This is a genomic window from Enterococcus sp. DIV1682a, assembly GCF_051711005.1.
Taxonomy (GTDB): Bacteria; Bacillota; Bacilli; order Lactobacillales; family Enterococcaceae; genus Enterococcus_B; species Enterococcus_B hirae.
This window is the reverse complement of the sequence record NZ_JBIOLT010000001.1, coordinates 1,306,491-1,333,252: the sequence shown is the minus strand read 5'-3', so window position 1 is coordinate 1,333,252 and position 26,762 is coordinate 1,306,491. Positions and strand designations below refer to the sequence as shown.

Here is a 26,762-nt window from a genome sequence, read left to right as displayed (position 1 = left end):
CAATTAGTGCAGCTTTTTTTTTTCTGATAAAGGCGTGTTTGATTTAAGTCTATGTTTTTCATTAAGAAAGCTAATAAACAGGAGTCTATTTTGACTATTTATTATTATTCTATCTTTGCTATTCATTTCAATAGTTCTTTGTTGTAACAGCTTTTTCTCTGCTGGAGAAAGTTTAAGATAGGAGAGGATTCCTTCGATTGAAGCTGGATCATATTCAGAAAGATCTTCACCCAATGTTGCTAAAGTTTCTAGATTAGTATGTTTCTGTTTCTTAATTTTATACTTTTTGGTTAGTCTATTTGCTAGATCTTTAGGTGTTTCTGTTACTGTCTCTCCGTTTTTTTTCTTTATTTCTATATTCAGTTGCTTTTTTTTAAGTTCAAGCTTATTAATTATTCTATTAAAAATACCATGCTGATCTTGAGACTGTATTATAACTTTCTCTTCGTTGTCTTTATTTATATTCTGTTCCTTGTTTGGCATGCTGTTTTCTCCTTTGAGATTTTATATACGCTTTATAAATTTATCAGAAAAAAAAGTACATCACGAACTTTTATTTCCACAGAAAGAAATTATTGGCATTTTATACCATTGTATTTATTCAGAATCTAGATTATTGTTTTTAATCTCTGGGAATATTTGGCTAAGATTAGTGTTATTAAAGGATTATGCTACAGAAGAATTTTATTTAAGTACCTCTGTACATAACTATTCCTTTAAACTATTTTTCTGAATATTTGCTTAACTACATGTGTTGGTTAAAAAGAGGAAATTTATGACCCTGACTGGTTTTTGTACTATTCATCGACTCTTAATGACATGGAGCCTATTTTCTACCACAATATTTATTAAAGCTAGATAAAAAGACGAAAATCAGTTCTCCTGATTTTCGTCTTTTTAGGCTTGTTCATCCGAAAGATTTGATCGCACGCTCAAGTTAATTTTTGAACTGTTACACTCTTACTTGAATGTTGCTAAATTGAACACTATCTGATCGTTAGGTGATAATTTAATATCATTTGCTCCTTTTTCCGCCATTTTGCCGTTGATTGTGAACGTCCAATATAATCCTTTATCTTTGTCTTGTGCGTGCCCATCAATTGCCGTCACAAAACCATTGTCTTCTTTCACTGAAAACTGTTTTTTTAGTAATTCCAACAAGGTCTGATTTGGTTGGTAAGTAACGTTTTTTGCCGATAGTTCTTTTCCCTCTTCTTGCAAAGTGATGGTCACTTTTTTTGTAGTGGCTTGTGATTGAGCGCTTGATTGTTCTGTCGTGGTAGGTGATTGACAACCAGTCATAACGATCATACTTGATAAAACAGCTAATAATACTATGAATTTCTTCAAAAAAAACACTCCTATTTATTAATTTGTAAAAAGAATTTACTTAAGTTATCACTTTAAACATTATAGATATGATTCTTAGACAGTTAGATTTTAATCCAAACAGTAAGGTCTGATAAATAATTAATGGAATACTTTCCCAGCTCGCTCATAGAATGGTTCTTTAATATGATAAACCACATTGACATAACGTGCCAAGACAAAAAAGAGATCCGATAACCGATTAATCAGTTTATAACTCATTTGATTCGTTTCTGTTTCTTCCAAAATCAATTAAGTGATTTCACGTTCCGCTCTTCGGGTCACTGTTCGGGCAAGATGGAAATGCCCTGCTACTGGATGTCCACCAGGTAAGATAAATTTGTCGATCACCGGTAGTTTTTCTTGATAAAAATCAATCATTTCTTCCATTTTCTCCAAATCTTTTTTAGTCACGATCCGTTCTTTGACTTCCGTTGGTGTGGCAAAATCTGTTCCGATATCAAATAGTAATCGTTGAAGTTGGATTAATTGTTCGATCAAAAGCGCAAATTTATCAGGATCTAATTCTGCAACGATCGTTCCTACCCAAGAATTGATTTCATCCACACTTCCATAAGCTCTAACACGAGAAGCTGACTTAGCTAGCCGTTGCCCTCCGATAATACTAGTCATCCCAGCATCACCACTTTTAGTATAGATTTTCATGGTACCATGCTCCTTTTTAACCTTATAATCCACACTTTAGTTGTACTTTACAATGGGTGCAAGTACTGCAACCTCCGATTTCTTCAATTGTACCTTCATGACAAATCGGACAGCGCTCTTCACTCGTTGCTGAGTCGTTTGAAGCTTCTGTTAGCAAAACATCTGGGTGTACCTCTGATGTTACTAGCTCATCGGTAAAACTATTTTCTTCCGCTGATAAAGTCAGGACTTGTGAATCTCGGCTACCGTCAACATATACCGTACCGCCTTTTGCCCCACCTTGATAAAGTCGTTCGTAAATATCAGCTACTTCTTTAACACGATATCCCTTAGGTGCGTTGACTGTTTTGGAAATGGAGCTATCAACCCATCGTTGGATCGTACATTGGACATCCACGTGAGCTTCTGGTGAAAGCTCCATTGCTGAGACAAAGTATTCCGGTAACTCTGAGGCATCTGCCTCTGGATGTTTCGCTAGATATTCGTCAACGATTTCAGCGTGTACTTCAATGAATTTTCCTAAGCGACCGCTTCTAAAGTAGGAAAAAGAGAAATAAGGTTCCAATCCCGTGGAAACACCAGTCATCGTACCTGTCGAGCCAGTTGGTGCAACGGTTAATAAGTGTGAATTACGGATTCCATAAGTTAAGACACCTTGCCTAATATGTTCTGGCATCTTTTTCATATACCCAGAATGGATAAAACGCTCACGTAATTGTCGTGTTTCTTCTTCGTTCTTACCAACTAAATAAGGAAAACTTCCTTTTTCTTTTGCCAATTCGATCGACGTTTGATAAGCTGTAACGGCAATCGTTTCAAACAATTGATCGACTAACGCATTTCCTTCTTTAGAGCCATACGTTTTGCCGCAATAGATCAATAAGTCGGCTAAGCCCATCACCCCTAAACCAATACGACGTTCCCCTTTTGCTTGTTGCTCATTCTTGTCAAAAAAATAAGGGGTCGCATCAATAACATTATCTTGGAAACGTACACTGGTTCTAACCACTTCTGCAACTTTTTGAAAATCGATTTCTTGGTGCTCATCTACCATATTCGCTAAATTGATAGCCGCAAGATTACATACCGCATACGGTGTCAATGGCTGTTCTCCACAAGGATTTGTTGCAACGACTTTTTGACCATAGGCAGCAGCATTAGTCATCTCATTGGCGTTATCAATAAAAAAGATCCCTGGTTCCGCAGAATAAGTAGCACAGTAAGTGATCAATTCCCAAAGCTCTCTGGCTCGAATTGTTTGATGAACTTTCACTTTACGTCCTGTCGCTTCCCACTCACGAACATCACCGATTTCAGCCCAATGTTGATCATAATCAGCCATTTCTACTTCTGTATACTCGTCAATAGCAGGAAAACGCAAATCATAGGTCTTATCTTGTGCGACAGCTGCCATGAATTCCTTTGTCAGACAGATTGAAATATTCGCCCCTGTTAAGAAGTCAGGATCTTTGACACTATAACTTCCACCCATTTTTAATTTTTGCTTAGCCTCTTTGATGAAAGTATATTCTGCAAATTGCAAAAGCCCCTCTTCCTTAAGCAAGACTTCAAATAGCTCCCTTTCTTCTTGAGTTAAAGGAGAAAAAGCTAGTTTCTCACTTGCCAACTGTTTGATTAGCGGATTTTTACTTGTAGTTATCAACTGTTGCAAGATCAATGGATTCTGGATTTTTGAAATAATAAATTCAAAAATATCTGGGTGCCAATCATTTAGCATGATCATTTGCGCCCCTCTGCGACTTCCTCCTTGCTCGACTAAATGGGTGAGATTAGCTAAATCATTGAGCCAAGAAACAGCACCAGAAGATTTTCCATTTACGCCATGTACGACAGCTGATTTTGGTCTCAAGGTTGAGCCATTCGTTCCTACTCCACCACCACGACTCATGATTTCCATGACTTCTTCTCGGTGTTTTGCTAAACCAGAGCGAGAATCTTGAATAAATGGCATGACAAAACAATTAAAGTATGTGACTTCTGATTGCGTACCAGCGCCATATAACACCCTTCCGGCAGGAATCAAATTTTGTTCAGTCAATTGTTTGTAAAAATCTTCAAAAAATTCTGCTTTTCTATCGCCCTCGACTTGACTAATTCCGGAAGCAACCCGAGCAGCAATTTGTTCATAATACAGCTCTAAAGGTTTTTCAACTTCACTTTTGTTTCTTTTAACGAATCCACGAGCTATTTCTTCAGGATCAGTCAAAGAGGAGCGAAATTCCTCTTCCACTTCGATCGTTAAATCGTCTCCAGAGTGCTGAATGATCGTTCCAATTCCACGAGCCGGGTATTGTGGATCCGCATGTACCGTCAAGACGACTAGATCACCTATGGTTAACGTCTGATTATGTGGATCTTTGTAAGTATATCGATCCAACATGATCAAGCGTGAAATCCCTTCAAATGTCAGTTTCATTTGTGGATCAATAGGTTTGACCTCTGGATAATTCCGTATATCCTGATTAAGTTTTTCTATATATTTTTTTGAATAAATTCCCATTCCATCGCCACCTTATCATAAAAAAACACTATATATAGTGTTTGTTAATTATTATTACACTACATCATGTGTTTTTCAATCTTGTAATAAAAAAAATTTATGATATAATGAGAACTATTATCAGTGAAGGAGCAGCCTCAAAAGATGAACACATTTAAACAAAAACCTTACTTTACGATTCACAAATTTGCTTATTTGTCATTATTAATTGCTGCCTGTGTCGTAGGCAGAATTTTTTTTGCTTGGTTACCAAATATTCAACCTATGACAGCAATTTTTTTACTACTTGCGGCATTTGGTTCTTTAACAGATGCTTTAATCGTCTCCATATTGAGCTTATTCATCACTAATCTATATTTAGGATTAGGGACTTGGACAATCAGTCAAATGCTCGCCTTCAGCGGGATTGTTTTGTTTTTCCATTGGATGAATCAGTTACCTATAGTCGCTAAGCATGTGACTATTCAAGCAATTTTGAGCTTTATTTGTGGATTAATTTACGGTTTGATTGTTTCACGAATTGAAACTTTCATCTATCAACTTCCCTCTTTTTGGGCTTACTATTTTCAAGGACTTCCTTTTGATCTCGCCCATGGTATAGGTAATTTCTTTTTTTATTTGATTCTCTTTCCCGTATTTCAACGGATACTATTTCCGCTATACAGTAAGACGCTTGATGACAGATATAAAAAATAAATGACGTGAGAATCCTTATTTTATCAGCCCTCTGATTATTTTTGTCTAACTTTTTTTTGGGGTATAGAATCAGAAGTGATTCTTCTGTCCCAGTTTTCATTTAGCCATAAAAAGTGGGATATTAATCAAATTTTTTCTGATTAATATCCCACACTCATTTATTATGTAATCATTTTTAGAGTTTATTGATTATTATCTATGTAACGGGTTATCCTGCTTATGCTGTAGGTCTTGAGATACAGCTGCTCTTTTTGGGGATGAGTTTTCTTCTTTAGATACTCTATTTAGTTTTTCTTTAAGATTTTCTCTTCTATCTTTGTTCACTGGAACTTCAGAACTATTTCTAACATTATTACCTCCCTCATACTTCCCCATTTCTTCTACTACTCTCTGTCGGCTTATGTGTGGACTTTTTTTCAACTCATTTTTAAGATACCTCAATACACTACTTCGAGGGATGGCTCTATTCTTCATAACTTTTGCTATTACTTGCTCAACCGCTTTATCCTCTTTTTTTCTATATTTACCCTTAAACTTCTTCAATTCTTCTTCTGCTCTCTCTTTACTTATGAATGGATTATGCTCTAATCCATATGTGAGATACTTAAATATTTGGGAAGGATCTTGAGTCCTGTCTGCATCCTTCATAACTGTTTTTATCTCTTGTTTAACCGCTTTATCCTCTTTTTTGCTAAGTTTATTCTTCAATTTTTCTTCTGCTCTCTTTTTACTTATGAATGGACTATTCTCTTTTTCTTTAGTTGTATTCGAATTTAATTCAGTTGGTTCCTGTTGAATAGTTTTTGTCTTTTCCTGTTCCTTGTTTGGCATATTATCTTCTCCTTTAAAATTTTATATACTACTTCATCAATTTATCAAAAAAAAAGAATACATAAAAAACTTTTATTTCCGGGAAAAGAAATTTTTGTAATTTAATACCATTTAATTGATTAAAATTCTAGGTTACTACATTTAGTTTCTGAGAATACAAGGTCAAGAATAGTATTTTCAAAGAATTATGCATCAAAAAATTGTATTTGAGAAGTCCTATACATAACAGTTTCTTTCATAATATTTCATTGATTCTTTAATCCTATTTTTGATTTAGCTATAAAAATCGGGTCGTTCATCCAATTTTTTCTGATTAACGACCCGAGCTCATATACTATGTAATTTGGGCTCTATATTTTTTGATGTTGGTGAAATTTACCAACATCTTTTTCATGATGTAAAAACATAGAAAAGACACCCTGAAATCCTTTAGAATTAATTTGACGAACCAATTCATAGGATAATTCAAGATGTCTTGTACTCAGCTTATCAAAGATCCCCTAAATATTCTAGACCTAACTATCTATTTTGAGGTAAATTGTTAAACCAAAGAAAGATATAAAGAGAAATTTTGCTTGATTTACAAAGGTACTCTTCAATACACGCCCGAAGAGTGTCCACATTATTCAACATATAGGAAGAACTTTTTTAAACCACCGAGTGAAGGATACCAATGCACGACTTAAAAGTACTTCTCAATACCAACGTGGGCTTGGTAGAAAAATGAAACGTTATTGGAAACTCCTACAAAAAGAAGAAGCAAAGTTGAACTATGAAAAACGGGTTTGGTGTTCCAGTTTCAAAGATTACTTAACTGAAAGTGAGATTGTCGACCGATTGTTAGCTACTTGTGCCGATCTACGACAAGGCTATCAGTTATACCAAGATGTTCTTTATGAGTAAAGAAAAGAGATCATTCACTATTTGAGGACTGTTTATCCAGAGAAGTCAGCCAGTTACCTGAAACTTATGCGATAACTTTGCGAACATTTAGAAAGTTTCTGCCACAGATCCAAAATGTCCTCCGCTACAGTTATTCAAACGGACCACTAGAATGTTTAAACAACCATATTAAAGTATTAAAACACAATACTTATTGTTTTCGAAATTTTTATAATTTCAAACGACGGATCACAATTCGACACGATAAAACTATTTTAACCAAATAAAAAGAACTGAACTGGGACAATAGTCAGAAAAAAATCTGATTATTGCCCCATTTTTTTGATTTTAAGGTACACAAAAAGCACGCAACCTTGTGAGATTAAAGTAACCCAACCCAATCAAAAAGGAGCATGCTTTTATGTTTAAAAATTATACCATCAATCAAACAACTTTACCACTAGATGTAGAACAATAATATATTCCAGAAACGGATGTTGCCTTTAAATAATAATTGGTGCTATTTCAAAGCAGAATGCAGGAAAAAGCTTTTAGAGGAGAAAATCGGTTCAATTTATCGGAAACGAAAAATTGATGTCGAACCAGTGTTCGAGCATCTAAAGGCTCACTTGGCCGTTTTCACTTACATGGGAAACAAGGAGCAACGATTGATATTGGCTTGGCACTCATGGCACTTAATTTGAGAAAATTGGGGAAATATATGAAGGAAAAAGTGTCTAAAATAAGAAAAATCAGCCTGATTTTTTTTTTGAAAAGTATTATTGTCCCAATCTCGTCCAAATTATTCTAAGATTTCTCTTTACCAACATCATTTGACAAAGAGCCAGCAATTATTGTTCATCGACTAAATCCATCTGACTTTTTAGGTAAATGATTATTTTGTTGTACATTTTGGTTTAGTAGAGTTTCTGGTTTTAAATCTGAATTATTTAGTCTTTCACTTAATGAAACTTGATCTGTTGCTTTTACCTTAAAATATTCTTTTTCATCATAGTTATATTCACTCTTAAACTTCTCAATTTCTTTTTCTCGTCTCTCTCGGCTTATTCTTGGTCTATTCTCCAACTCATCTATGAATAGCTCCAATATGGTGGGGTTAAGTTTAGTAAAGTGTCTATCCTTCATAAAACGTGCTATCGCTTGCTTAACCGCTTCATTTTCTTTTCTTTCTTCAATTAATTTTTCCACTCTTGACGTTTGATTTCCTATAAGTTCCTTAGCGTCCTGTTCAGCGATTATTTTTAGATCATGAATAAATGCTATACACGTATCAGGAGTCAAGGGATTAAACTTAAATTTATTAAGGTCTCCAATTAGTGCATCTTTTGTTTCCTTCGGCAAACGTGTATCTGAGTGAATCTTATGCCTTGTCTTAAGGTAGTCAATATAAAAATTTTTATTTTGGCTAGTTACTTCTATTGTATTTTGGGTCTCTATTCGGTTGTTTGGTTGTATGAGTTTGCTCTCATCTGGATGAAGTGGAAGTCGTTGGATGACCCCTTCTGCTACATCATCTTTAAGTTCAGAAAGAAATTCACCTATTGCTGCTAATGTTTCCGAACTAACAGGTTCACCCTCCTCAAGTTTACACTCTTCGATTAGTTGAAAAGCTATAGTAGCATGATTATACAAAGTATTTCGAGGTCGTCCGCTTTCATTATTTGCAATTTTTTGATTTGTTTCTTTTTTCTGTTCCATGTTTGGCATGTTATTCTCTCCTTTAAAATTTTATGTACTGCTTCATCAATTTATCAGAAAAAAGAATACATAAGAAAACTTTTATTTCCAAGAAAAGAAAATTATGCAATTTAATACCATTTAATTGATTAAAATTCTAGGTTATTACTTTTAATTTCTGAGAATACAAGGTCAAGAATAGTATTTTCAAAGAATTATGCATCATGAAATTATATTTGAGTATTCCTATACATAACAATTCCTTTCATAATATTTCATTGATTTTTTAATCCCAGTTTTAATTTAGCCATAAAAAGTGGGATATTAATCAGATCAATATCCCACACTCATTTATTATGTAATTATTTTTAGAGTTTATTGATCACTATCTTTGAAATTGATCCTTTTTGTTTAGATATGCCTGTGACTTTGGTAGTACAGATGTTTTTAATTGCTCAATTCTTTTTTTCGTAAGACTTCTTTGTTCTGAGCTTCCTTTTTCAAAAAATTCTCTTACACTCATCTTGAAATATTCTTGTCTTTCATTTGGTTTACTTGGAGACTTATATTCACTTTTTAATTTCTCAATTTCTATTTTTTGCCTCTTTTTACTTATGTATTCAGATTTTTTCAACTCGTCTTGAAATTTCACCATTAGTGTTGGAGGAATTTCAGTATAGTGTCTGTTCATCTTAAATCTTTCTTTCACTTGATCAACCGCCATATCTTCTCTAGCCTTTTTTATTGATTTTTCTATCTTGGGCGTTTGCTTCTTTAAGAGTGTCTGAACATCTCTTCTAGCGATCACATCTAAATCATAAATAAAGGAAGTAAACCTATTAAGGTCCAAAGAATCGAAATAGAATTTATCAAGGTCTTGAATTAGTGCATGTTTTGTTTCTTTCGACAAAACTGCTTCTTTGCTTAAATCATACCTTTGATTAAGGTAGTTAATATAAAAGGTTTTATTTTTATCATCCACTACTATTCTATCATCACTATTCATTTGGATGTTCATTTGGATGTTCCTTTGTCGTAACAGTTTTTTCTCTTCTGGAAGAAGCGGAAGATAAAAGATAATCCCTTCTGCAGACTCTCTCTTATAGTTAGAAAGAATTTTACCTAAAGTTGCTAACTTTTCCGAACTATTAGCTTCTCCCCTCACAAGCTTATGATCCTTGATTAGTTGAAGAGCAATAGCATATTGACTTCCTGTCCGTATTACTGCTATTTTTTGTTTATCATTTGGCATGTTATTCTCTCCTTTAAAAGTTATATACTACCTTGTTAAACTATCAGAAAAAAGGAGTATCTAAGTAACTTTTATTTCTGCAGAAAGAATTTTTTGGCATCTGATATCACTAAACATGTTGTTTTTCGAGTTACTATCCGATAACCATTCTGTCAAAAAGCAGTCATCACCCACTTATAGAGAATGGATGATGACTGCCTATACTAGATTAAAATTGAAGATTCTTAATTTATCCACTTCTGTTTGTCACAAATTGTTGATTGAATGATCTATCGACCACTAGAACATCGTACTTCTACTTCACGCAAGCTCCCCTTTTTTGCTTTAGCAGTCGTTCAGAACAGCTGGTTTTCTAACCGACCAATTTGTTCATTCATTTTTGACATTTTCCTAAATAAACGAACCCTTACACAAAAAATGTACTATATTTCTAGAAAATCTTACAGAAACTTCTTTCTTTTTACCATTTCCTGTTTGTCGCAAGCAATGGATCATTCGTATACAATTAGTCAATTACATTCGATAATAGACAATGATTGCTAGTCCGATACCTGATAAAATCAGTCCCCAAAATAGTTGTCCGAACATACTGGTATCTCCCAATAGCCAACGAACGAAAAATAATTTTCTTCCAAAACAAAAAATTAACACACCTATGATAAAAATAATACATCCCGTAGAAAATATCGGGTTTGCTTGAAAAGCATTTATAATCTCTTCCATCTAACAACATCTCTTTCTCTATCCATTATAGTTACCACAAACTCTGTTAGGCATCCTCTCATTTCAATACGTTTACCTAACGACACTTAGTATACTTCCTACTGTCAAGACAGTCCATATTTTTAAATGACCTGAACGAACAAAACTGTAAGCTATGTTTTTAAGCTGATCTTTGTCTACGACTACTTTCTCTCACAATATCGTTGAAGAGAAAAACGATCTAAGTTTTACATTGACGAATCAAATAAAAATACTCGCTGAACAATTTTCATTGAACAACGAGCATGCTAAGTTTTTGACTAATAGCTGTACTTTCTTTTTTCTAAATAGGAAGAAAGTAAGGATAAAGCATAGCAGACAGCAAAATACATCAATGTCATTGCCACAAACATTGGCAATACATAATTGGTATTTTGTCCGTAAACAATTCGTGCTTGGTGAGTCAATTCAGGTAAGGAAATGATCACTGCTAATGATGTATCCTTGATCAATGAAATCAGCTGACTCACGATTGCTGGGATCATTGATTTAAATGCTTGGGGTAAAACGACGATTCTCATCGTTTCTACATAAGACAATCCTGTGGAAAGACCAGCCTCCATTTGTCCTTTAGGAACGGCATTCAACCCTGCTCGAAAAATTTCTGATAACATAGCCGATTCAAAAATCGTCAATGCTGCTACGGCTGACCAAAAAATATTCATTTGGATACCGATTTGTGGTAAGGCAAAATACGTAAAGAAAATGATCAATAGCAATGGAAGATTTCTGATAATATCAATTAGTATTCCTAGTATTTTTGAAAAATAAGGTATATTAGCAAAACGAACCACACCACAAATCCCGCCAATCAAAAAACTAAAGATGATTGAAAATAATGAAACCTCCACAGTCACTTTTAATCCTTCTAATAAGAAGCGGATATTCATCCATGAAAAAGCACCACTAAAATCCATTTTGTTCTCCCCTTCCTATGAACGAACTGCCCATTTTTTCTCTAAATATGTCATCAAGTAAGACAAAGGTAATGTAATTACTAAGTAAAAAAGACCCACGATGATATAGGTATCAAAAGTGTTGAAAGTTTCACTGGCAATTAAGTCCCCTTGGTACATTAAATCTAACCCAGCAACGATAGCTAAAATCGATGAATTTTTGACTAGATTAATGAATTGGTTTCCTAATGGTGGTACGACAATCTTGAAAGCCTGCGGCAAAATAATAAACCGCATCGTTTGCGCATAGGTCAAACCAGCTGATAAACCCGCTTCTGTTTGCCCTTTTGGCACTGTTTGAATCCCTGAACGAACGGTTTCTGCAATAAATGCCGAAGTATAGATCGTCAAACCGATCGTCCCTGCTTGAAAGCCGTCAAAACTAATCCAATAGATCGGAAGGACGACATAAAAGAACATCACAATAATCAACAACGGGATATTTCGAAAAAATTCCACGTACGCTTTAGCTAGTCCACTGATCACTTTGTTCGTTGACAATTGAAAAATTGCCATCAGTGTTCCAATAATCAAACTAAATAATAAAGCTAACACACTTGAATAGATAGTGATTTTAAACCCTTCTAAGAAGGTTGATCCATATGTTTGCAGCAACTCAGCCATTCTTTCCCCTCCTTAATTCACTTTTCCTTGGGTGGTATCTGGGAACCATTTTTGGTAAATCTGATCATATATGCCGTTAGCAATGAGTTCTTTTAACGCTTGATTTACGGCATCCAAAAATTCTGTTTGTCCTTTATTGATCGCAATTCCATAAGGTTCATTGGTAAACGTCCCACCTGCTAAAGTATAGTCAGGGTTCTCGTCAGCCATTCCCAACAAAATGGCATTATCGGTCGTCATAGCATCTCCTTGTCCTGATTGTAAAGCAGTAAACGCTTCGGCATAGTTTTCTAGTTCAAGAATTTTTGCGTCTGGAGCATGTTCTCGGATATTTACTGCAGAAGTTGATCCTTTGACTGCGAGCACAGTTGTTTCAGCATTTAAGTCATCTACGCTTTTAATCGGGCTTCCTTTTTTGACTAATAAAGATTGTCCGGCATCAAAATAAACATCAGAAAAATCAACTTGCTTTTTTCGTTCATCTGTAATGGTCATTGTCGCAATAATCGCATCAATATTTCCATTTTTTAATAGAGGAATCCGTGTTTTAGAGGTAACTTCCACAAATTCTGCTTTCCCATCTTTTCCAAGAATCTCTTGCGTAATCGCTTTAGCGATATCGATATCAAATCCTTGAACCGTACTACTTTTGATATCCATCATCCCAAATAAGCGAGTATCGTATTTTACACCCCACGTTATGGTGTTGTTTTGCTTACTTCGTTCCAGAATATTTTCTTCAGCGACACTTTTTCCTTTGCAGCCTGCTAATATCAAAAAGACCAGACCCAAAAGGAAAAGCAAACGAATCATTGTTTTCTTACGCATTTTATTCCTCCTATCAATGATTGATTACTTTACTAATAAATTGTTGTGCCCGAGGTTCTTTAGGGTTCTCAAAGAAGTCTTTTACATTGCGGCTATCTTCTAATACTTGGCCATCCGCCATGAAAATAACCCGATCTGCTACTTCTTTTGCAAATCCCATTTCATGGGTCACGACGATCATTGACATCCCATCACGAGCTAATTTTTTCATCACATCAAGTACATCCCCGATCATTTCCGGATCTAAAGCAGATGTAGGCTCGTCAAATAACAGCATTTCCGGATTCATCGCCAAACCTCTGGCAATTGCCACACGCTGTTGTTGTCCTCCAGATAACATAGATGGATAAGAATCTTTTTTGTCGAGCATGTTGACTTTTTCTAAGAATTTTTCCGCGTTTTTCACTGCACTTGCTTGATCTTGCTTTAATACTTTAATCGGTGCAAGTGTAATGTTTTCTAAAACGGTTTTATTAGGATATAGATTAAAATGCTGAAAAACCATTCCAACATTTTTTCTGACTTCGGTCAATTTTGTTTTTTTGTCCTGAAGGTCGATATCATTGATTAACAATCTTCCAGAAGAGATCGTTTCTAATCCATTGATACATCGTAACATTGTACTTTTACCTGAACCTGAAGGACCAATGACAACGACGACTTCCCCTTTCTCAAACTCGAGGTTTATGTTTTTCAAAGCATGGAATTTGCCGTAGTATTTTTCCACGTTATCAAATTTAATCATTGCCATATCATTACACTCCCATTATTATTTAGTAAGAAAACATTTAAAGATATATAATAGAACATATTATATCTGAAACTTACGTATTTTGTAAAGTTTCTTTGAAACTTTCTTTCGTTATTTTTCTCCTTTGCTTCTTACATCTGCTATTTTTCTGCATTTTGTTCGTCTTTTGATTTAGAACGGTTGTTTCTTCCTCCAAAAAACGGTAAGATATTAAGTGCTTAGTCTTACAAATCGTAAAGAGGTGTTTTTTTTGAAAAATATTATTCTAACAGGTGATCGCCCGACTGGCAAGTTACATTTAGGGCATTATGTAGGATCACTCAAAACACGGGTAGAAATGCAAAAAGATGAAAACAATCAACTTTTTGTAATGATTGCAGATATGCAAGCCCTAACCGATAACGCTAAAAATCCTGAGAAGGTTTCTTCAAATGTACTTGAAGTTGCTTTAGACTATTTAGCTGTTGGATTAGATCCTACGAAATCAACGCTTTTTATCCAATCGCAAATCCCAGAATTAGCTGAATTGACTATGTACTATTTAAACCTAGTCAGCGTTGGGCGTGTCCGTCGTAATCCTACAGTTAAAACAGAAATCGAACAGAAAAAATTTGGTGAAGGTGTCCCAACTGGATTCTTTATTTACCCTGTATCGCAAGCTGCTGATATCACAGCTTTCAAAGCGAATTTAGTTCCTGTTGGTGAAGATCAAAAACCAATGCTTGAACAAACGCAAGAAATAGTTCAAAGTTTCAACCACACGTATGGCGACGTCTTAGTGGAACCAAAAGGCGTTTTCCCGCCAAAAGGAATGGGCCGTTTGCCTGGCATCGATGGGAATGGAAAAATGAGCAAGTCATTGGGTAATGGCATCTATATTTCTGATCCTGCTGATGTGGTCAAGAAAAAAGTAATGAGTATGTACACAGACCCAAATCACATCCACGTGGAAGATCCAGGTCAAGTCGAAGGCAATATGGTATTCACTTATCTTGATGTGTTTGGAAAAGACAAAAACGCGATTGAAGAAATGAAAGCTCATTATCGTCGTGGTGGTCTAGGTGATGTAAAAATCAAACGCTATTTGATTGATGTTTTGGAAGAAGAGTTTGCTCCAATTCGTGCTAGAAGAGAAGAATTAGCGAAAGATCCAGCCGCTGTGATGGCGATCCTAAGAGACGGTAGTGACGCTGCTGCGAAAGTCGCTGCTCAAACTCTAGCAGAAGTCAAAACTGCAATGGGAATCAATTATTTTAACTGATTGGCTTGTTAATGAATAAAAAAGACGTCCTCATTCTTTGTGAGGGCGTCTTTTTTTACAGTTTAACGAATATTTGCACCAACTGTTTCACTTAGTGCTTTTTCGATCTTAGTCATTGATCGGTTAATTTCTTCATCTGTCATTGTTGCTTCAGGATTCTCGAATGTCAGACTGTAAGCCATTGACTTATGTCCTTCCTCGATATTTTTTCCTTGATACACATCAAACAGTTGGATGTCTGTTAAGAACTTACCTGCAGCAGACTGGATAACCGTTACGATTTCTTGATTGGTTACTGTTTCTGCAACTAACATCGCAATGTCCCGAGAAACGGAAGGGAATTTTGTCACCGCATGGAAAGTCATCCCTTTTTGAGCAGCTTCGATCACTGAGCTCAAGTCAAATTCTGCAACATAGGTTTCTGGAACATCGTATTCTTTAGCTGTATTCGGATGAACCTGTCCAACAAATCCAATCACTGTTTCACCTAAATAGATTTCCGCTGTTCTTCCTGGATGCATGTCTTTCAAACTATCAGTTGCTTGATAAGAAATTTCTGTTGCTATTCCTAATTGTTCAAACAAGTTTTCTAAAAGACCTTTGATCGTATAGAAGTCAACTACTTCTGCTTGAGTTTGCCAACTTTTATCTTGCCAAGTACCTGTCAATGCAAGAGCAACATGTTTCACTTCCTGCGGCAAATGAGTCAATGGATCGTTTTCTTGATAGAAGACTCTTCCAACTTCATAAAAAGCGACATCACTATTTTTTCTAGCTACGTTATAGTTCACATTATCCAGTAACCCACTGATCAAGTTCATTCGTAAGACAGAACGGTCTTCGCTCATTGGCCAATCAAGACGTGTAACTAAGGAATCTTTGATTGTAAATTGACGAGATTTTTCTTCCGTTGTCAAAGCATAGCTGATGGCTTCATGTAAACCACTATCTTCAAGTAATGTACGGATCTTGCGTGTTGTTGCTTGCTCTTGGGTCAAACTTCCTGCAACAGTCTCTCCACTTGGTAATGTGGAAGGCAAGCGATCATAACCATAGATACGAGCGACTTCTTCAATAATATCCGCTTCAATCTTGATATCCCAGCGACGAGGAGGAACAGTAACGGTGAACGTTTCCCCTTCACTTTGATAGCCAAAGCCAAGTGCTTCAAAAATCTCATTTACTTCCTTAACTGTTAAGTCAGTTCCTAGATAATGATTGATTCGTGAGAGAGTGATCGTTACTGTTACGTCTTCTACTTGATAAGTCGAACCAGCAACCGCACCTTGAAGAACCTCACCGCCTGCTAACGAAACGATCATTGCAGCAGCAACGTCACATGCTTCAGCAACTGTTGCTTGATTGATTCCTTTTTCAAAACGAGCAGAAGATTCACTTCTTAAATTGAATTGTTTCGCTGTTCGACGGATCGAAATCGGATCAAACAAAGCTGCTTCTAGAGCAACCGTAGTCGTTGTCTCAGTGATTTCAGAATCCAAGCCGCCCATCACACCAGCTAAAGCGACTGGTTGTTCTCCATTAGTGATCACGAGATTTTCGGGTGTTAACTCACGTGTTTCGCCATCTAACGTAACGATTTTTTCTGTTGCTTTTGCCTGACGGACGACGATTTCTTGTGATCCTAGCCGATCATAATCAAACGCATGTAATGGTTGTCCAAACAACAGTAAGATGTAGTTTGTGATATCTACTACGTTGTTGATTGGTCGAATCCCTTCATTCATCAAGATATTTTGTAACCATTGTGGACTAGATTGGATTTTTACGCCCTCAATGATTCGAATTTGATAAGCAGGCACAGCTTCTGGATCTTCGACTGTCACCTTGATTTTGTCTTTTGCCGGACGTGCTGCTTCTACTAATTCTTCCTCTGCAAAATGAGGTGTTTGACGATAAATCGCCCCCACTTCATATGCTACTCCTCGCATAGATAAAGCATCTGCGCGATTCGGTGTAATCGATAACTCGATAATTGAATCGTCCATGTCTAAATAAGAAAAGACGGGCTCTCCGTTGACTGCCTCTTGTGGAAGATAGTAGATTCCTTCAGCATATTCTTTGGGAACAACACTATCTGGATAGCCAATTTCTTGTAAGGCACAAATCATCCCATTAGAAACTTGACCACGCATTTTCCCTTTTTTGATTTTTACATTCCCTGCGATCCGTGAATTAGGTAAAGCAACGATGACTTTGATCCCTGCCTTCACGTTAGGTGCGCCACAAACGATCTGTGAAAGTTCTTCTTCACCGATATCCACTTGGCAAATCGATAAATGATCGGAATCAGGATGTGGTACGCATTCCTTGACTTCGCCGACTACGATTTTTTTTAAGCCTTCTTCAGGAACCGTGATTCCTTCCACTTCGATCCCAGTCACTGACATTTTATCAGATAGTTCTTTTGGCGTAACTGCTGACAAATCAAGATATTTATTTAACCATTTATAAGAAACTAACATGCTTTTTACTCCCCTTTGAACTGACTTAAGAAACGCAAGTCATTTTGATAGAAATTACGAATATCATTGACACCGTAACGTAGCATTGCTACTCGATCTGGGCCAAGGCCAAAAGCAAAACCAGAGTATTTTTCCGGATCGATACCTGACATTTTCAATACATTTGGATGAACCATCCCAGCTCCTAAGATTTCAATCCAACCGGTGTGCTTGCAGACATTACAGCCAGCGCCACCACATTTGAAACAGCTGACATCCACTTCAACAGAAGGTTCAGTAAATGGGAAATAACTAGGACGTAGTCGAATCTCACGTTCTTCACCAAACATCTTTTTCATTACGACTTCTAACGTGCCTTTTAAGTCACCCATCGTAATATTTTCATCGATCACTAATCCTTCGATTTGATGGAATTGGTGACTATGAGTAGCATCATCTGTATCACGACGGAATACTTTCCCAGGTGAGATCATTCGAAGTGCACCTTTTGAAAAGTCATGTTTTTCCATCGTACGTGCTTGTACTGGTGAGGTATGCGTACGAATCAAGATCTCTTCTGAAATATAAAAAGTATCTTGCATATCACGAGCTGGGTGGTCTTTTGGTAAGTTCATTCGCTCAAAATTATAATGATCAGACTCCACCTCATACCCTTCAACAATTTGGTAGCCCATTCCGACAAAGATGTCTTCGATTTCTTCCATGATTTGTGTCAAGATGTGGCGGTTTCCTTGTTTGACTTGACGTCCTGGCAAGGTCACATCAATTGTTTCTTTGCTTAAAGCTGTTGCAAGTGCCGCTTCTTCTAACGCTTGCTTTTTACGTTCAATTTCTGCTGTCAACAGATCACGAATCTCATTGGCAAAACTACCAACTTTCGGACGTTCTTCAGGACTTAGATCCTTCATTCCCCGTAAAACTTCGGTGATTGGTCCTTTTTTTCCTAAAGTTTCTACACGAATTTGATTTAATTCTTTTAAATCGCGTGCTGTCGCTATTTTAACGATTGTGGCTTCTTTCAAGCTTTCTAATTGGGCTTGTAGAGACATTCCCTATTTCCTCCTTCAAATTCAAATACAAAAAAGACCTCATTCCTACAAAGGAACGAGGTCTTCGCGTTACCATCCTAATTTACGGTCAAAACCGTACACTTACTTTTTTAACGACATTTGCCGGTCTGAATAAATCAGACGAACTCAGAAAGTGAACTTCATTTTTCAAACTCAGGATCTGCTTACAGTCTATGACAGATCTCCCTGGACTGGTTTAGCCAAACTACTCTTTTTCGTCAACGTTCTTTAGCTATTCATCTAATGCCAGTTTACAAGATTTCACTTCCAAAATCAACTGCATTCTTCTTCTGTCACCCATTTTTCACTCCAAACCTGTAACTGAACAATGGCCTTTTGAAGATCCGCTCCTTTTTCAGTTAACATATATTCTGAACGGCTGGACTCTTTACATGAGAAGTTTCTGGCGATGATTTTTTCTTTTTCAAGTTCTTTTAATCGTTCAACTAAAACCCGATCACTCACCATAGGTATTTTAGCTGCGAGATCAACAAAGCGTTGCGGACCATTTTCAAGCAATACATCAATAATCAGCCCATTCCATTTTTTACCTAAAATCGAAAAGGTCTTTTCAAATTTAGGACATAAAGTGAACTCTGTCTGTGTTAGCTCCATTTTACTCACCTCTTTGCTAAGAGTATAGCATATTACTTACAAAGTGTAAGTCCTAGTTGCTCAATTATTATTATTTATTAATATTTATTATTTTCTTTGCGCTTAATAAGACAAGAAAGACATCTGTGACAGGCTTTTCTAAAGATTCTGTCAACGCCTGTTGATAGAGATTCAATTGCCCACGATATTTTTGAATGACAGCATCAATCGCTGTTTCATCGTTGCGATCTAAAATGAAATCCGTCTTAAAGTCATATAATTGAATCGTCGTGGATAATTCGATATAACCATCAACAATCCCATGGATCAGCAATTCATCTTCTTCATTTGGGTATTGTTCAAAGACCCGTTCTGCAGGTAATAACATCGAAAACGGTTGTTCCCGTTTGACATGCTCTTTTTGCTTGATCAATTCTTTTCCTAGCTCGGTTTCAAAAAACCAAAGAATAGCAGAAAAATCAATTTTTTTGGCTACCTTTTGATCCACTAAACGCTTTTTGACTAATTCATCTAGCAATGCTTGGATCGACTCAGTAGTCGGCATTTCTAATGGCAGCAATTGCAATAAATAGTGTGTTGCAGTTCCGATTGCCGCAGCTGAAACCTGTTGCGTTTTTTGTAAGAAACGTGGTTCAGCCAATGTATCTTGCGTATAACGGAATTGGCGGTTTAACCCTCTTGTTTCATTACTTTCCCAGACAAGTTTAGCATCAAGCGTATCATCTGGATCTTCAAACAAACGTTTAATTTCAGAGACCGATTGATAACTTGTGGTTTGCGTTGACTCTTTGAAAGGATAACGATAATCGAGTCGTGCTTTCAAAGCAGGTGATAGTGGTGTTTGATCCACGTCATTATTTTCGGCAGCATCGTTTTCTTGCGCTATTAAACGTTGCCTTTTTTCAAGCAGAGATTGTTGATTCATCCAAGTAATCGCAAATTGGCTATCAGAGTTTTTTAATTCTGAAAGAATGGTTGCTTCGGTAAAATAGTTTTGCATCAATGGGTGACGCATCAAACTAAGACCGATCCAGCTCATCAAGCTGCTATTCCCTTTTAATCGAGTCGTTGATTCTAAGACTAATTCGGTTTGTTCAGAAGCTTCTGACCAATTCTTCAAGGTATCTTCTTTATTTTTATACGAGCCGATAATAAATAATTTTTGTTCCGCACGGGTCAAACCAACGTAGAGTTTACGCATCTCCTCTGACAATAACTTATTTTGTTTGGCTAATTTGATTGCTTGGTAAGGCAAGGTATCATACAACACCCGAGTATCAGGGTCCATATAACGAATCCCCGCACCTAGTTTTTCTTCAAAAGCATATCGCTTTTTTAAATCTTGCAAATTGAATTGTTTGGTCATATCTAATAAAAAGACAATAGGAAATTCTAACCCTTTACTTGCATGGATCGTCATGACTCGAACAGCATTATCGCTGGAGGAAATCACCGGCTCCGCTAAATCTTTGTCTTTTTCCTGCATCTTTTCGATGAAGCGAACGAATTGATACAACCCTCTAAACGAACTTTGTTCATACGCTTTCGCACGATCAGCCAAGGCATAAAGGTTTGCTTGTCTTTGGGCACCAGCTGGTAAACCTGCTACATATTCTAAATAACCGGTTTCTAAATAGATCTCCCACAGCAAGTCAGTGATTGAAGACCGCCGAGCCAGTTCCCGCCACAATTCGAGTTGGTCATTGAAATGGCGCAATTTATCAGCTAATTCATTCTGATTTGCTGTTTGGTAAGCCAGCACCGCATCATAATAGGTATGGGTACGATCAGCTAAACGGATCTGTGCCAGTTCTGGTTCAATCAGTCCTACGATCGGTGAACGTAAAACGGCTGCCAAGGGAATATCTTGATACGGATTATCAATCAATTGTAGTAAAGAAATCATCGTACGTAGTTCAGTAGATTGAAAATAATTTTGGGCATCATTCATTTCTAAAGGAATATCCAATGTTTTAAAGATCTCTAATATCGTCAGATTATTCTTCTTTGTAGGTGTTAAAAGTACGATATCTTTATATTCGACAGGACGATTCTGTTTCATTTTTTTATCATAGATCAGGAATTTTTCATCAATCAGTTCGCGGATTTTTAAGCCCGTCATAAAGAGTTCACCTTCTGTTTTGTCCTCTAGATTCTCATCAATTGGAAGGTCGCTGTTTGGCTCTTCTTCTTTTTCGTAAATCAATAGTTCTGGTTCAAAGCGATCGACTTCGGGGAAATCGGGAAATCCTAATCGTAATTGTGCAGCATCATCATAAGCGATTTGTCCCACAACAGGGTCCATCAATTGTTGGAACACCAGATTGGTAAATGACAGGACTTCCTTTCGGGAACGAAAGTTTTCTGCCAAAATGATCCGTCTTCCACCCTCAGCTGTTGAAAATGCTTCATACTTTTCAATAAACAAACTAGGATCAGCTAGTCGAAAAGAATAAATCGACTGTTTGACATCCCCAACCATGAATAAATTGCCGTTTGTCGGATCAGGCTGTCTAAGCCAATAAAGGATAGCTTCTTGCAACTGATTGATATCTTGGTATTCATCGACCATTACTTCTTTGAATTGCTTACGATAAAGCTTTGATGCTTCACTTGGAAGCCATGACTCTTCTGTTTGAGTCGTCAAGATTCGCAAGGCAAGATGTTCTAAATCATTGAAATCTACTACTCCCTTTTCTCTTTTTCGTTGGCTAAAGCCATCCATGAAACGTTTGGTGACATTTGTCAACTCTTCCACTAGGACAGCAGCTTTTTTCGTCCGTTCGGTCAATTGTTCAGGAGAAATCGGAAAATAAGTTTTTCCAATTTTCTGAATGATTTTTTTCGCCTGATTTCTTAAATTTTTAACTTCGGCTGAACGTTCTTTCAGCTCTGCTTTGCGACTGCTTTTAAAAGTAGTAAAAGTCAATGTTTCTAAACCCGTATAGGCTTCCGGCAATTGATCTTGTAATAAGTGATCATAAATGCGTTGGACTTGTTCTTTTTCTCCTGCAACTTGTTCCAACATTTTTTCCAGACCTTCTTCTTGCGCTAATCCAACCATTTCTTCATAAAGTTGCACACTTTGTGCCATATCTGTAAGTAGAAGTGGTCGCAATTGTTCTTGGTACAATGGTGAATGAGCTAATCCATCATCTAAACGATAGTTATCCACTAATTGATCTAACCAACGTTTGGGATCAGGATTCGCTCGCGCAAATTCATAAAGAGAGAAAACCAAATTGGTCAATCCATCATCTGAACGATCATTTGAAAAATTCATTGTTAATTGGAAAAACTCTTCCCGATCTTCACTATAACAAGCCTCGCGTAATTCATCCCAAACATCTTCTTTCATTAAGATCGTTTCTGTCTCATCCGTTAACATCCGAAAGACTGGATCAATATCGATCAAGTAGTAGAATCGGCGGATAACCGTTAAACAAAAAGCATGTAAAGTAGAAATATTAGCACTTGGCAATAAAATCAGCTGTTTCGTGAAATGTTGTTGGCGTGCCGGATCGCTTTCACTATTGACTGCCTCTTGTAAAGCTTCTTGGATCCGTTCTTTCATTTCTTTCGCTGCCGCTTCTGTAAACGTCACGATCAAAAGTTCATCAATATTGAACCCCATTTTTAGTTTTTCGATTACTCGACGGACAAGCACTGTGGTTTTTCCAGAACCAGCGGAAGCTGATACCAGCAAGTTATCTCCCTGATCAAAAATGGCTTGCCATTGTTCGTCAGTGAATCGTTCGTTTTCTGGTCTCAAAGGAATTTTGGTCATTCTTCCTCACTCCTTTTTTCTATTCTTCGCAGGGCTTCTTCCTTGTTTAATTTTTCTAAACGGTGATAATTGTTTTCTTGCAACATCACATCAAACGTACAAACACTTCTAAAAGGACACATTTGGCAAGCAAGCCGCTCCTTGTCTTTGTAAGCTGGATTAAGTTTGATCTCCCCTGACGTGATTTTATCCCCTGCTAAACGCATATTCGCACGATTATGCGCCATAAAAAGTTGGAGTTCCTGTTCTGTATAGAATTTTTCTTTACTAAAACTTCCCTTTTGATAGACATCTTTCGCATTTTTCTTGATCGGATAAATCAAAGAGTTCTCTTTTGCTTCCAGTGAATGATCTAATACTTCCAATAACTCAGGTTCATCGACAAAGATGCCGTCATAACTGAATTTTTTCAATGTCTCTTTTTCAATTTCATTTGCTTCAGACAAAATCGGATTATGGACATGTAAATAATAGGAACCAGCTGGTCGAACCAATGCTTTTCCAGTCAATTTGACAGCATCCATCAACGCCACGTCTAGATAGGTCAACAGTTGCATAGCCATCCCGTAGTAAGCTTCAGTGACATCAAAGGAACGTCCACTTGATTTATAATCGACAACACTAAGCCAGGTATCCGCTTGTTCAACAGCAACATCCACACGATCAATCTTCCCACGAACATGTAGTTTCCCTCCATTATTCAGTGGTAATTCCAACCCTGGGATACCTTGAGCGCCCGCAATTTGGCCAAACAATATTTCTGTTTGAAGGGGCTTCATCCCTGTATTTTTACTTTGCTTTTGTAATGCCCAAGCTACTTTTTGGATCGTTTGTCCTAACTGATAACGAATATAGTTCATTCGAGCTGAACTATCTAAAATTTCAAAGCGTAACTCGCCAAAGACGTCTTGCAAGACTTTTTCAGTAAACTCTTTACGTTGTGTATCGGTCATTTCTACTAGCGATATCTGATTTGAAAATAGTAATTTAAAGAAACGATCTAATGATTCATGATAAAAATCACCTGTAGCAGCCGGCGTTAAACCATAGACCATTCGTTCTTTCAGTTTCAAACCAAATTGGACAAAATATTTATATTCACAATTATAGAAATTTTCTAATCTGGAAATAGAGGTATAAATATCTTTACCATAGAGTTCCTCTGCCATCTTTTTAGGTAATGACACCGGGACATTCAGATGTTCTTGACTTTCAAAAATGCGCAATGCAAAATTTCGCCATTGTGATTGCAAGATCTGCTCTCTTAGTTGGCGCCAATACACCGGAACTTTTTTCTTCTCTTCCTTTGCTAAACGATAGATATGATTGATTGTATTGATCCCACTACGATACGTACCGATATAACAACTCGGATCGCTGTCTAAAACCAAATGCTCTTTTCTTTCAGCTGGGATCATCAAGTATTCCATGATTCGTTTCAAATAAGGAGAGATTTTCAACGTGTTTGTATCATAACTTTGAGCGTAACTGAGGTATAGACGCTGAGTGGCTGAAGCAAACACCAAGTAAGCTTGCAATGGTTCAAAAGACAAGTTCTCTTTTGCGGGATCAAATAAAAATTTCTCTTCCGCTAAACGAGCATTCAACGTTTCCCTTTCCTCACTAGAAAGCAAGCCTTTCGTTTCGTGCCGATCAGGAAATACTTGATCATTCAAGCCAATGGCAAACGTGACTTTCGCCTGGTTTGATCGTACCAGTTCCAAGCGGTTGATGCGTACTTGGTCGATTGCTGTAGGAATCTTCCCATAACTTAAATTTTCTAACCCGCTGGTAATGATTTCCTGAAACAAATGCCAGTCAAATTCAGATTCCCCATAAATGAGCGAATACTCGTCCAGTAAATCAATCAACGCCCCCCATGTTTGCTCATGGTTTCGGGCTGCTGCTAAATTGCCTCGTTCAATTTCTTGATTTCGCCAGAAAACTAATTGTTGTTGTACGCCACTGTTCACCAAAAAACGATAAAAGACCGTCGCGCCTTCTTGTCCATTTTTACATTTTTTTATCTTGTCAAAAAATGTTGGGACTTTCTCTTTGAAGAAGTGCCGAATATCATTCGAGCGTTTTTCTAATTCTTGAACATCTTCCAGTTGTTCTGCTTCAAAATCGTAAGACACGAACTGCCAATCTTTTTCTCTCGTCCAGTATGAACCTTGATAGTTATAAGCAAGTGCTACATTTTCTGTGACATCTAATTTTGCTCGGAACTGATTTCTTTGTTCACGCCAACTGGCTAAGTCTAGTGTATCATCCGCTTCACAAATGAATAATTCAGTTTTGAAAAAACGCATGATATCATTCAAACGATAGGCATATCGATCTAAAGCGAATAAACTATTGATCCATTCGATCAATGGATGATTCTCCATCAACTGCTCTTCATCAATATAAAAAGGAATCGCCATTTCTTTGAAAACAGGTTGTAGCAAGTTACCATAAAACGCCATATCTTTCGTTAACACTTGAATGTCACGATAGCGATAATTTTCCTCGCTGACCAAACGACGGATCTCCACAGCTAGTTGTCTGACTTCTTCGGTGGCGTTCTCTGCTTCCCAAATTCTCAACGCCTCTTGTTGCCCAACCTTCAGCGGCTGGCTTTTTTTGTTGCTAGAAGTTTCTTCCCACATTTTTTGCAAGTGCATGAGTGCAAGCGGTCTTTCATGTTCTGGGGCAAATTTTTCCACTAAAACCGGCACTCTTCGTTCTTTGGCACTGTTGATCAGTTGGAAATAGAGCTTTCCTGTTTCATGAAACAATGTCAACACTTCAGGCATATCCGTGATATAAGGACGATCAAGAAGCAAATCAATCACTAGCTGTCCCTTTTCCATCATGACCTGTAACAATTGATATTCTTGCGCATTGACTCGAGTGAAACCACTAACGATAAATTTCACCTTAGACATGTCTTGCGTTTGTAAATAATTTGCCAAAATGGTCAAAGCATCTTCAGATTGCAGCGCACGTTGGACTAATTCTTCTTCAAAAGCTGTAAAAATCAATTGAAGATCTTTCATTTTCAATTGTTGATTTTCAGCTTTTACCGTATCCGCTAGTTCTGAAAAGACAAGATCTTCAGGTGAAATATTTCCAATACGTAATTCATTGTGCAATTCTTGCAACTGGCGAATAAACCCTTTTTTATTGATTTCTCCCCGAAAAATCGTTAAATTTTCTTCATTTTTTTCTAGGATCTGTCGCAAGATCATTGCCGAACCAGATTCTGAAAGTTCATTACCAGACAATAACATTGTTTGCTGCAACAAATACCACGCTAAACGATAAAAACTAAAGACTTGGACATTCGTTGTACTAAATGACGTTTTGCCACTTCTTTGACGCAGCTCTGTCAAGATTTCTTGTTCTTGTTCAAATTTATTATAGTTAGGTACAAGGAAAAATACCTGGTGCGTACTATCTTTTGCTAACCATTCGACTGATTCATCAATCAACGCTGTACGGTGGTCTTTTCGGGCTGTCCCGAGAATAAATTGTAAAGACATTTTCCCTCTCCTTATTCCTTAGATTCATTCCTCATTCATTATACCAAAAACAACTGAACATTTGTTCTTTTTCCTATTTTTTTTAGAAATTAATTGTTTGCGCTTATAGAGATTATTTTACCAAATCCTCTCAAAAAAAGTTTAGGACTACTTCTTGTGATTCACATCCATCAATCGCTATCCT

Annotated in this window: 18 protein-coding genes, 3 pseudogenes and 1 other annotated feature; of the genes and pseudogenes, 4 read left to right on the top strand and 17 right to left on the bottom strand. The window is 36.8% G+C overall.

Translation table 11 applies throughout. The features are described from left to right. Nucleotides 1-3: 3 nt before the first annotated feature. From IGJ23_RS06080 to IGJ23_RS06065, 4 genes and pseudogenes are all read right to left on the bottom strand, one after another. The gene (locus IGJ23_RS06080) at nt 4-483 is read right to left on the bottom strand and encodes a hypothetical protein (RefSeq protein ID WP_251849774.1); all 480 of its coding nucleotides are present in this window, start codon (nt 481-483) and stop codon (nt 4-6) included. A 477-nt stretch (nt 484-960) separates the two neighbouring features. Then, complete coding sequence (locus IGJ23_RS06075) at nt 961-1,359, bottom strand: DUF4430 domain-containing protein (RefSeq protein ID WP_438774695.1); 399 nt, start codon at nt 1,357-1,359, stop codon at nt 961-963. Nucleotides 1,360-1,470: 111 nt separating this feature from the next. Then, nucleotides 1,471-2,034 (bottom strand): annotated as a pseudogene (locus tag IGJ23_RS06070) (cob(I)yrinic acid a,c-diamide adenosyltransferase). A 22-nt stretch (nt 2,035-2,056) separates the two neighbouring features. After that, nucleotides 2,057-4,555 carry a vitamin B12-dependent ribonucleotide reductase gene (locus tag IGJ23_RS06065; protein WP_207432295.1) on the bottom strand — a complete coding sequence of 833 codons (2,499 nt, stop codon included), beginning with the start codon at nt 4,553-4,555 and terminating at the stop codon, nt 2,057-2,059. Between the two features lie 144 nt (nt 4,556-4,699). Here IGJ23_RS06065 and IGJ23_RS06060 point away from each other — a divergent pair, with 144 nt between their 5' ends. Then, nucleotides 4,700-5,251 carry a DUF6580 family putative transport protein gene (locus IGJ23_RS06060; protein ID WP_096710395.1) on the top strand — a complete coding sequence of 184 codons (552 nt, stop codon included), beginning with the start codon at nt 4,700-4,702 and terminating at the stop codon, nt 5,249-5,251. Nucleotides 5,252-5,443: 192 nt separating this feature from the next. Here IGJ23_RS06060 and IGJ23_RS06055 read toward each other — a convergent pair whose 3' ends face one another. Continuing rightward, nucleotides 5,444-6,082: a hypothetical protein gene (locus IGJ23_RS06055; protein ID WP_178286321.1), complete on the bottom strand. Its 639-nt coding sequence runs from the start codon at nt 6,080-6,082 to the stop codon at nt 5,444-5,446. A 618-nt stretch (nt 6,083-6,700) separates the two neighbouring features. On the opposite strand from IGJ23_RS06055, the pseudogene IGJ23_RS06050 reads away from it, so the two are divergent. Together IGJ23_RS06050 and IGJ23_RS06045 are read left to right on the top strand one after the other, a co-directional pair. Further along, nucleotides 6,701-7,251: pseudogene (locus IGJ23_RS06050) on the top strand (transposase); the annotation flags it as partial. A 213-nt stretch (nt 7,252-7,464) separates the two neighbouring features. Beyond that, nucleotides 7,465-7,775: pseudogene (locus IGJ23_RS06045) on the top strand (transposase); the annotation flags it as partial. Nucleotides 7,776-7,822: 47 nt separating this feature from the next. Here IGJ23_RS06045 and IGJ23_RS06040 read toward each other — a convergent pair. From IGJ23_RS06040 to IGJ23_RS06010, 7 genes are all read right to left on the bottom strand, one after another. Beyond that, a complete protein-coding gene (locus IGJ23_RS06040) occupies nt 7,823-8,692 on the bottom strand; it encodes a hypothetical protein (RefSeq protein WP_438774694.1) in 870 nt (289 codons plus the stop codon). Between the two features lie 355 nt (nt 8,693-9,047). Then, nucleotides 9,048-9,914 carry a hypothetical protein gene (locus IGJ23_RS06035; protein ID WP_207432299.1) on the bottom strand — a complete coding sequence of 289 codons (867 nt, stop codon included), beginning with the start codon at nt 9,912-9,914 and terminating at the stop codon, nt 9,048-9,050. A gap of 513 nt (nt 9,915-10,427) precedes the next feature. Beyond that, a complete protein-coding gene (locus tag IGJ23_RS06030; RefSeq protein ID WP_010737487.1) occupies nt 10,428-10,637 on the bottom strand; it encodes a hypothetical protein in 210 nt (69 codons plus the stop codon). A 299-nt stretch (nt 10,638-10,936) separates the two neighbouring features. Next, entirely contained in the window at nt 10,937-11,593 is a 657-nt protein-coding gene (locus IGJ23_RS06025) for an amino acid ABC transporter permease (protein ID WP_010719297.1), read from the bottom strand. 15 nt (nt 11,594-11,608) lie between these two features. Then, nucleotides 11,609-12,256, bottom strand: a complete 648-nt coding sequence (locus tag IGJ23_RS06020; protein WP_010719298.1) for an amino acid ABC transporter permease — start codon at nt 12,254-12,256, stop codon at nt 11,609-11,611. Nucleotides 12,257-12,268: 12 nt separating this feature from the next. Further along, nucleotides 12,269-13,084, bottom strand: a complete 816-nt coding sequence (locus IGJ23_RS06015) for a transporter substrate-binding domain-containing protein (protein ID WP_034699986.1) — start codon at nt 13,082-13,084, stop codon at nt 12,269-12,271. Between the two features lie 13 nt (nt 13,085-13,097). Next, complete coding sequence (locus tag IGJ23_RS06010) at nt 13,098-13,835, bottom strand: amino acid ABC transporter ATP-binding protein (RefSeq protein WP_010719300.1); 738 nt, start codon at nt 13,833-13,835, stop codon at nt 13,098-13,100. Between the two features lie 250 nt (nt 13,836-14,085). On the opposite strand from IGJ23_RS06010, the gene trpS reads away from it, so the two are divergent. Beyond that, the gene (gene trpS / locus IGJ23_RS06005; RefSeq protein ID WP_178286325.1) at nt 14,086-15,096 is read left to right on the top strand and encodes a tryptophan--tRNA ligase; all 1,011 of its coding nucleotides are present in this window, start codon (nt 14,086-14,088) and stop codon (nt 15,094-15,096) included. Between the two features lie 62 nt (nt 15,097-15,158). Here the strand turns inward: trpS and pheT are convergent, their stop codons facing one another. From pheT to IGJ23_RS05980, 5 genes are all read right to left on the bottom strand, one after another. Then, nucleotides 15,159-17,579, bottom strand: coding sequence for a phenylalanine--tRNA ligase subunit beta (gene pheT / locus IGJ23_RS06000; RefSeq protein ID WP_034699982.1), 2,421 nt, complete (start codon nt 17,577-17,579; stop codon nt 15,159-15,161). A gap of 5 nt (nt 17,580-17,584) precedes the next feature. Then, nucleotides 17,585-18,628 carry a phenylalanine--tRNA ligase subunit alpha gene (gene pheS, locus IGJ23_RS05995; RefSeq protein WP_010719303.1) on the bottom strand — a complete coding sequence of 348 codons (1,044 nt, stop codon included), beginning with the start codon at nt 18,626-18,628 and terminating at the stop codon, nt 17,585-17,587. A gap of 48 nt (nt 18,629-18,676) precedes the next feature. Continuing rightward, nucleotides 18,677-18,880: a binding site (T-box leader), on the bottom strand. 42 nt (nt 18,881-18,922) lie between these two features. Continuing rightward, nucleotides 18,923-19,264 (bottom strand): winged helix-turn-helix transcriptional regulator, encoded by a 342-nt coding sequence (locus IGJ23_RS05990; RefSeq protein WP_010719304.1) that lies wholly within the window; start codon nt 19,262-19,264, stop codon nt 18,923-18,925. 70 nt (nt 19,265-19,334) lie between these two features. Continuing rightward, nucleotides 19,335-23,051, bottom strand: a complete 3,717-nt coding sequence (gene addA, locus IGJ23_RS05985; RefSeq protein ID WP_438774693.1) for a helicase-exonuclease AddAB subunit AddA — start codon at nt 23,049-23,051, stop codon at nt 19,335-19,337. Then, the gene (locus IGJ23_RS05980; RefSeq protein WP_438774691.1) at nt 23,048-26,578 is read right to left on the bottom strand and encodes a PD-(D/E)XK nuclease family protein; all 3,531 of its coding nucleotides are present in this window, start codon (nt 26,576-26,578) and stop codon (nt 23,048-23,050) included. Before IGJ23_RS05980 ends, addA begins: the two co-directional genes overlap by 4 nt. Nucleotides 26,579-26,762 lie beyond the last annotated feature (184 nt).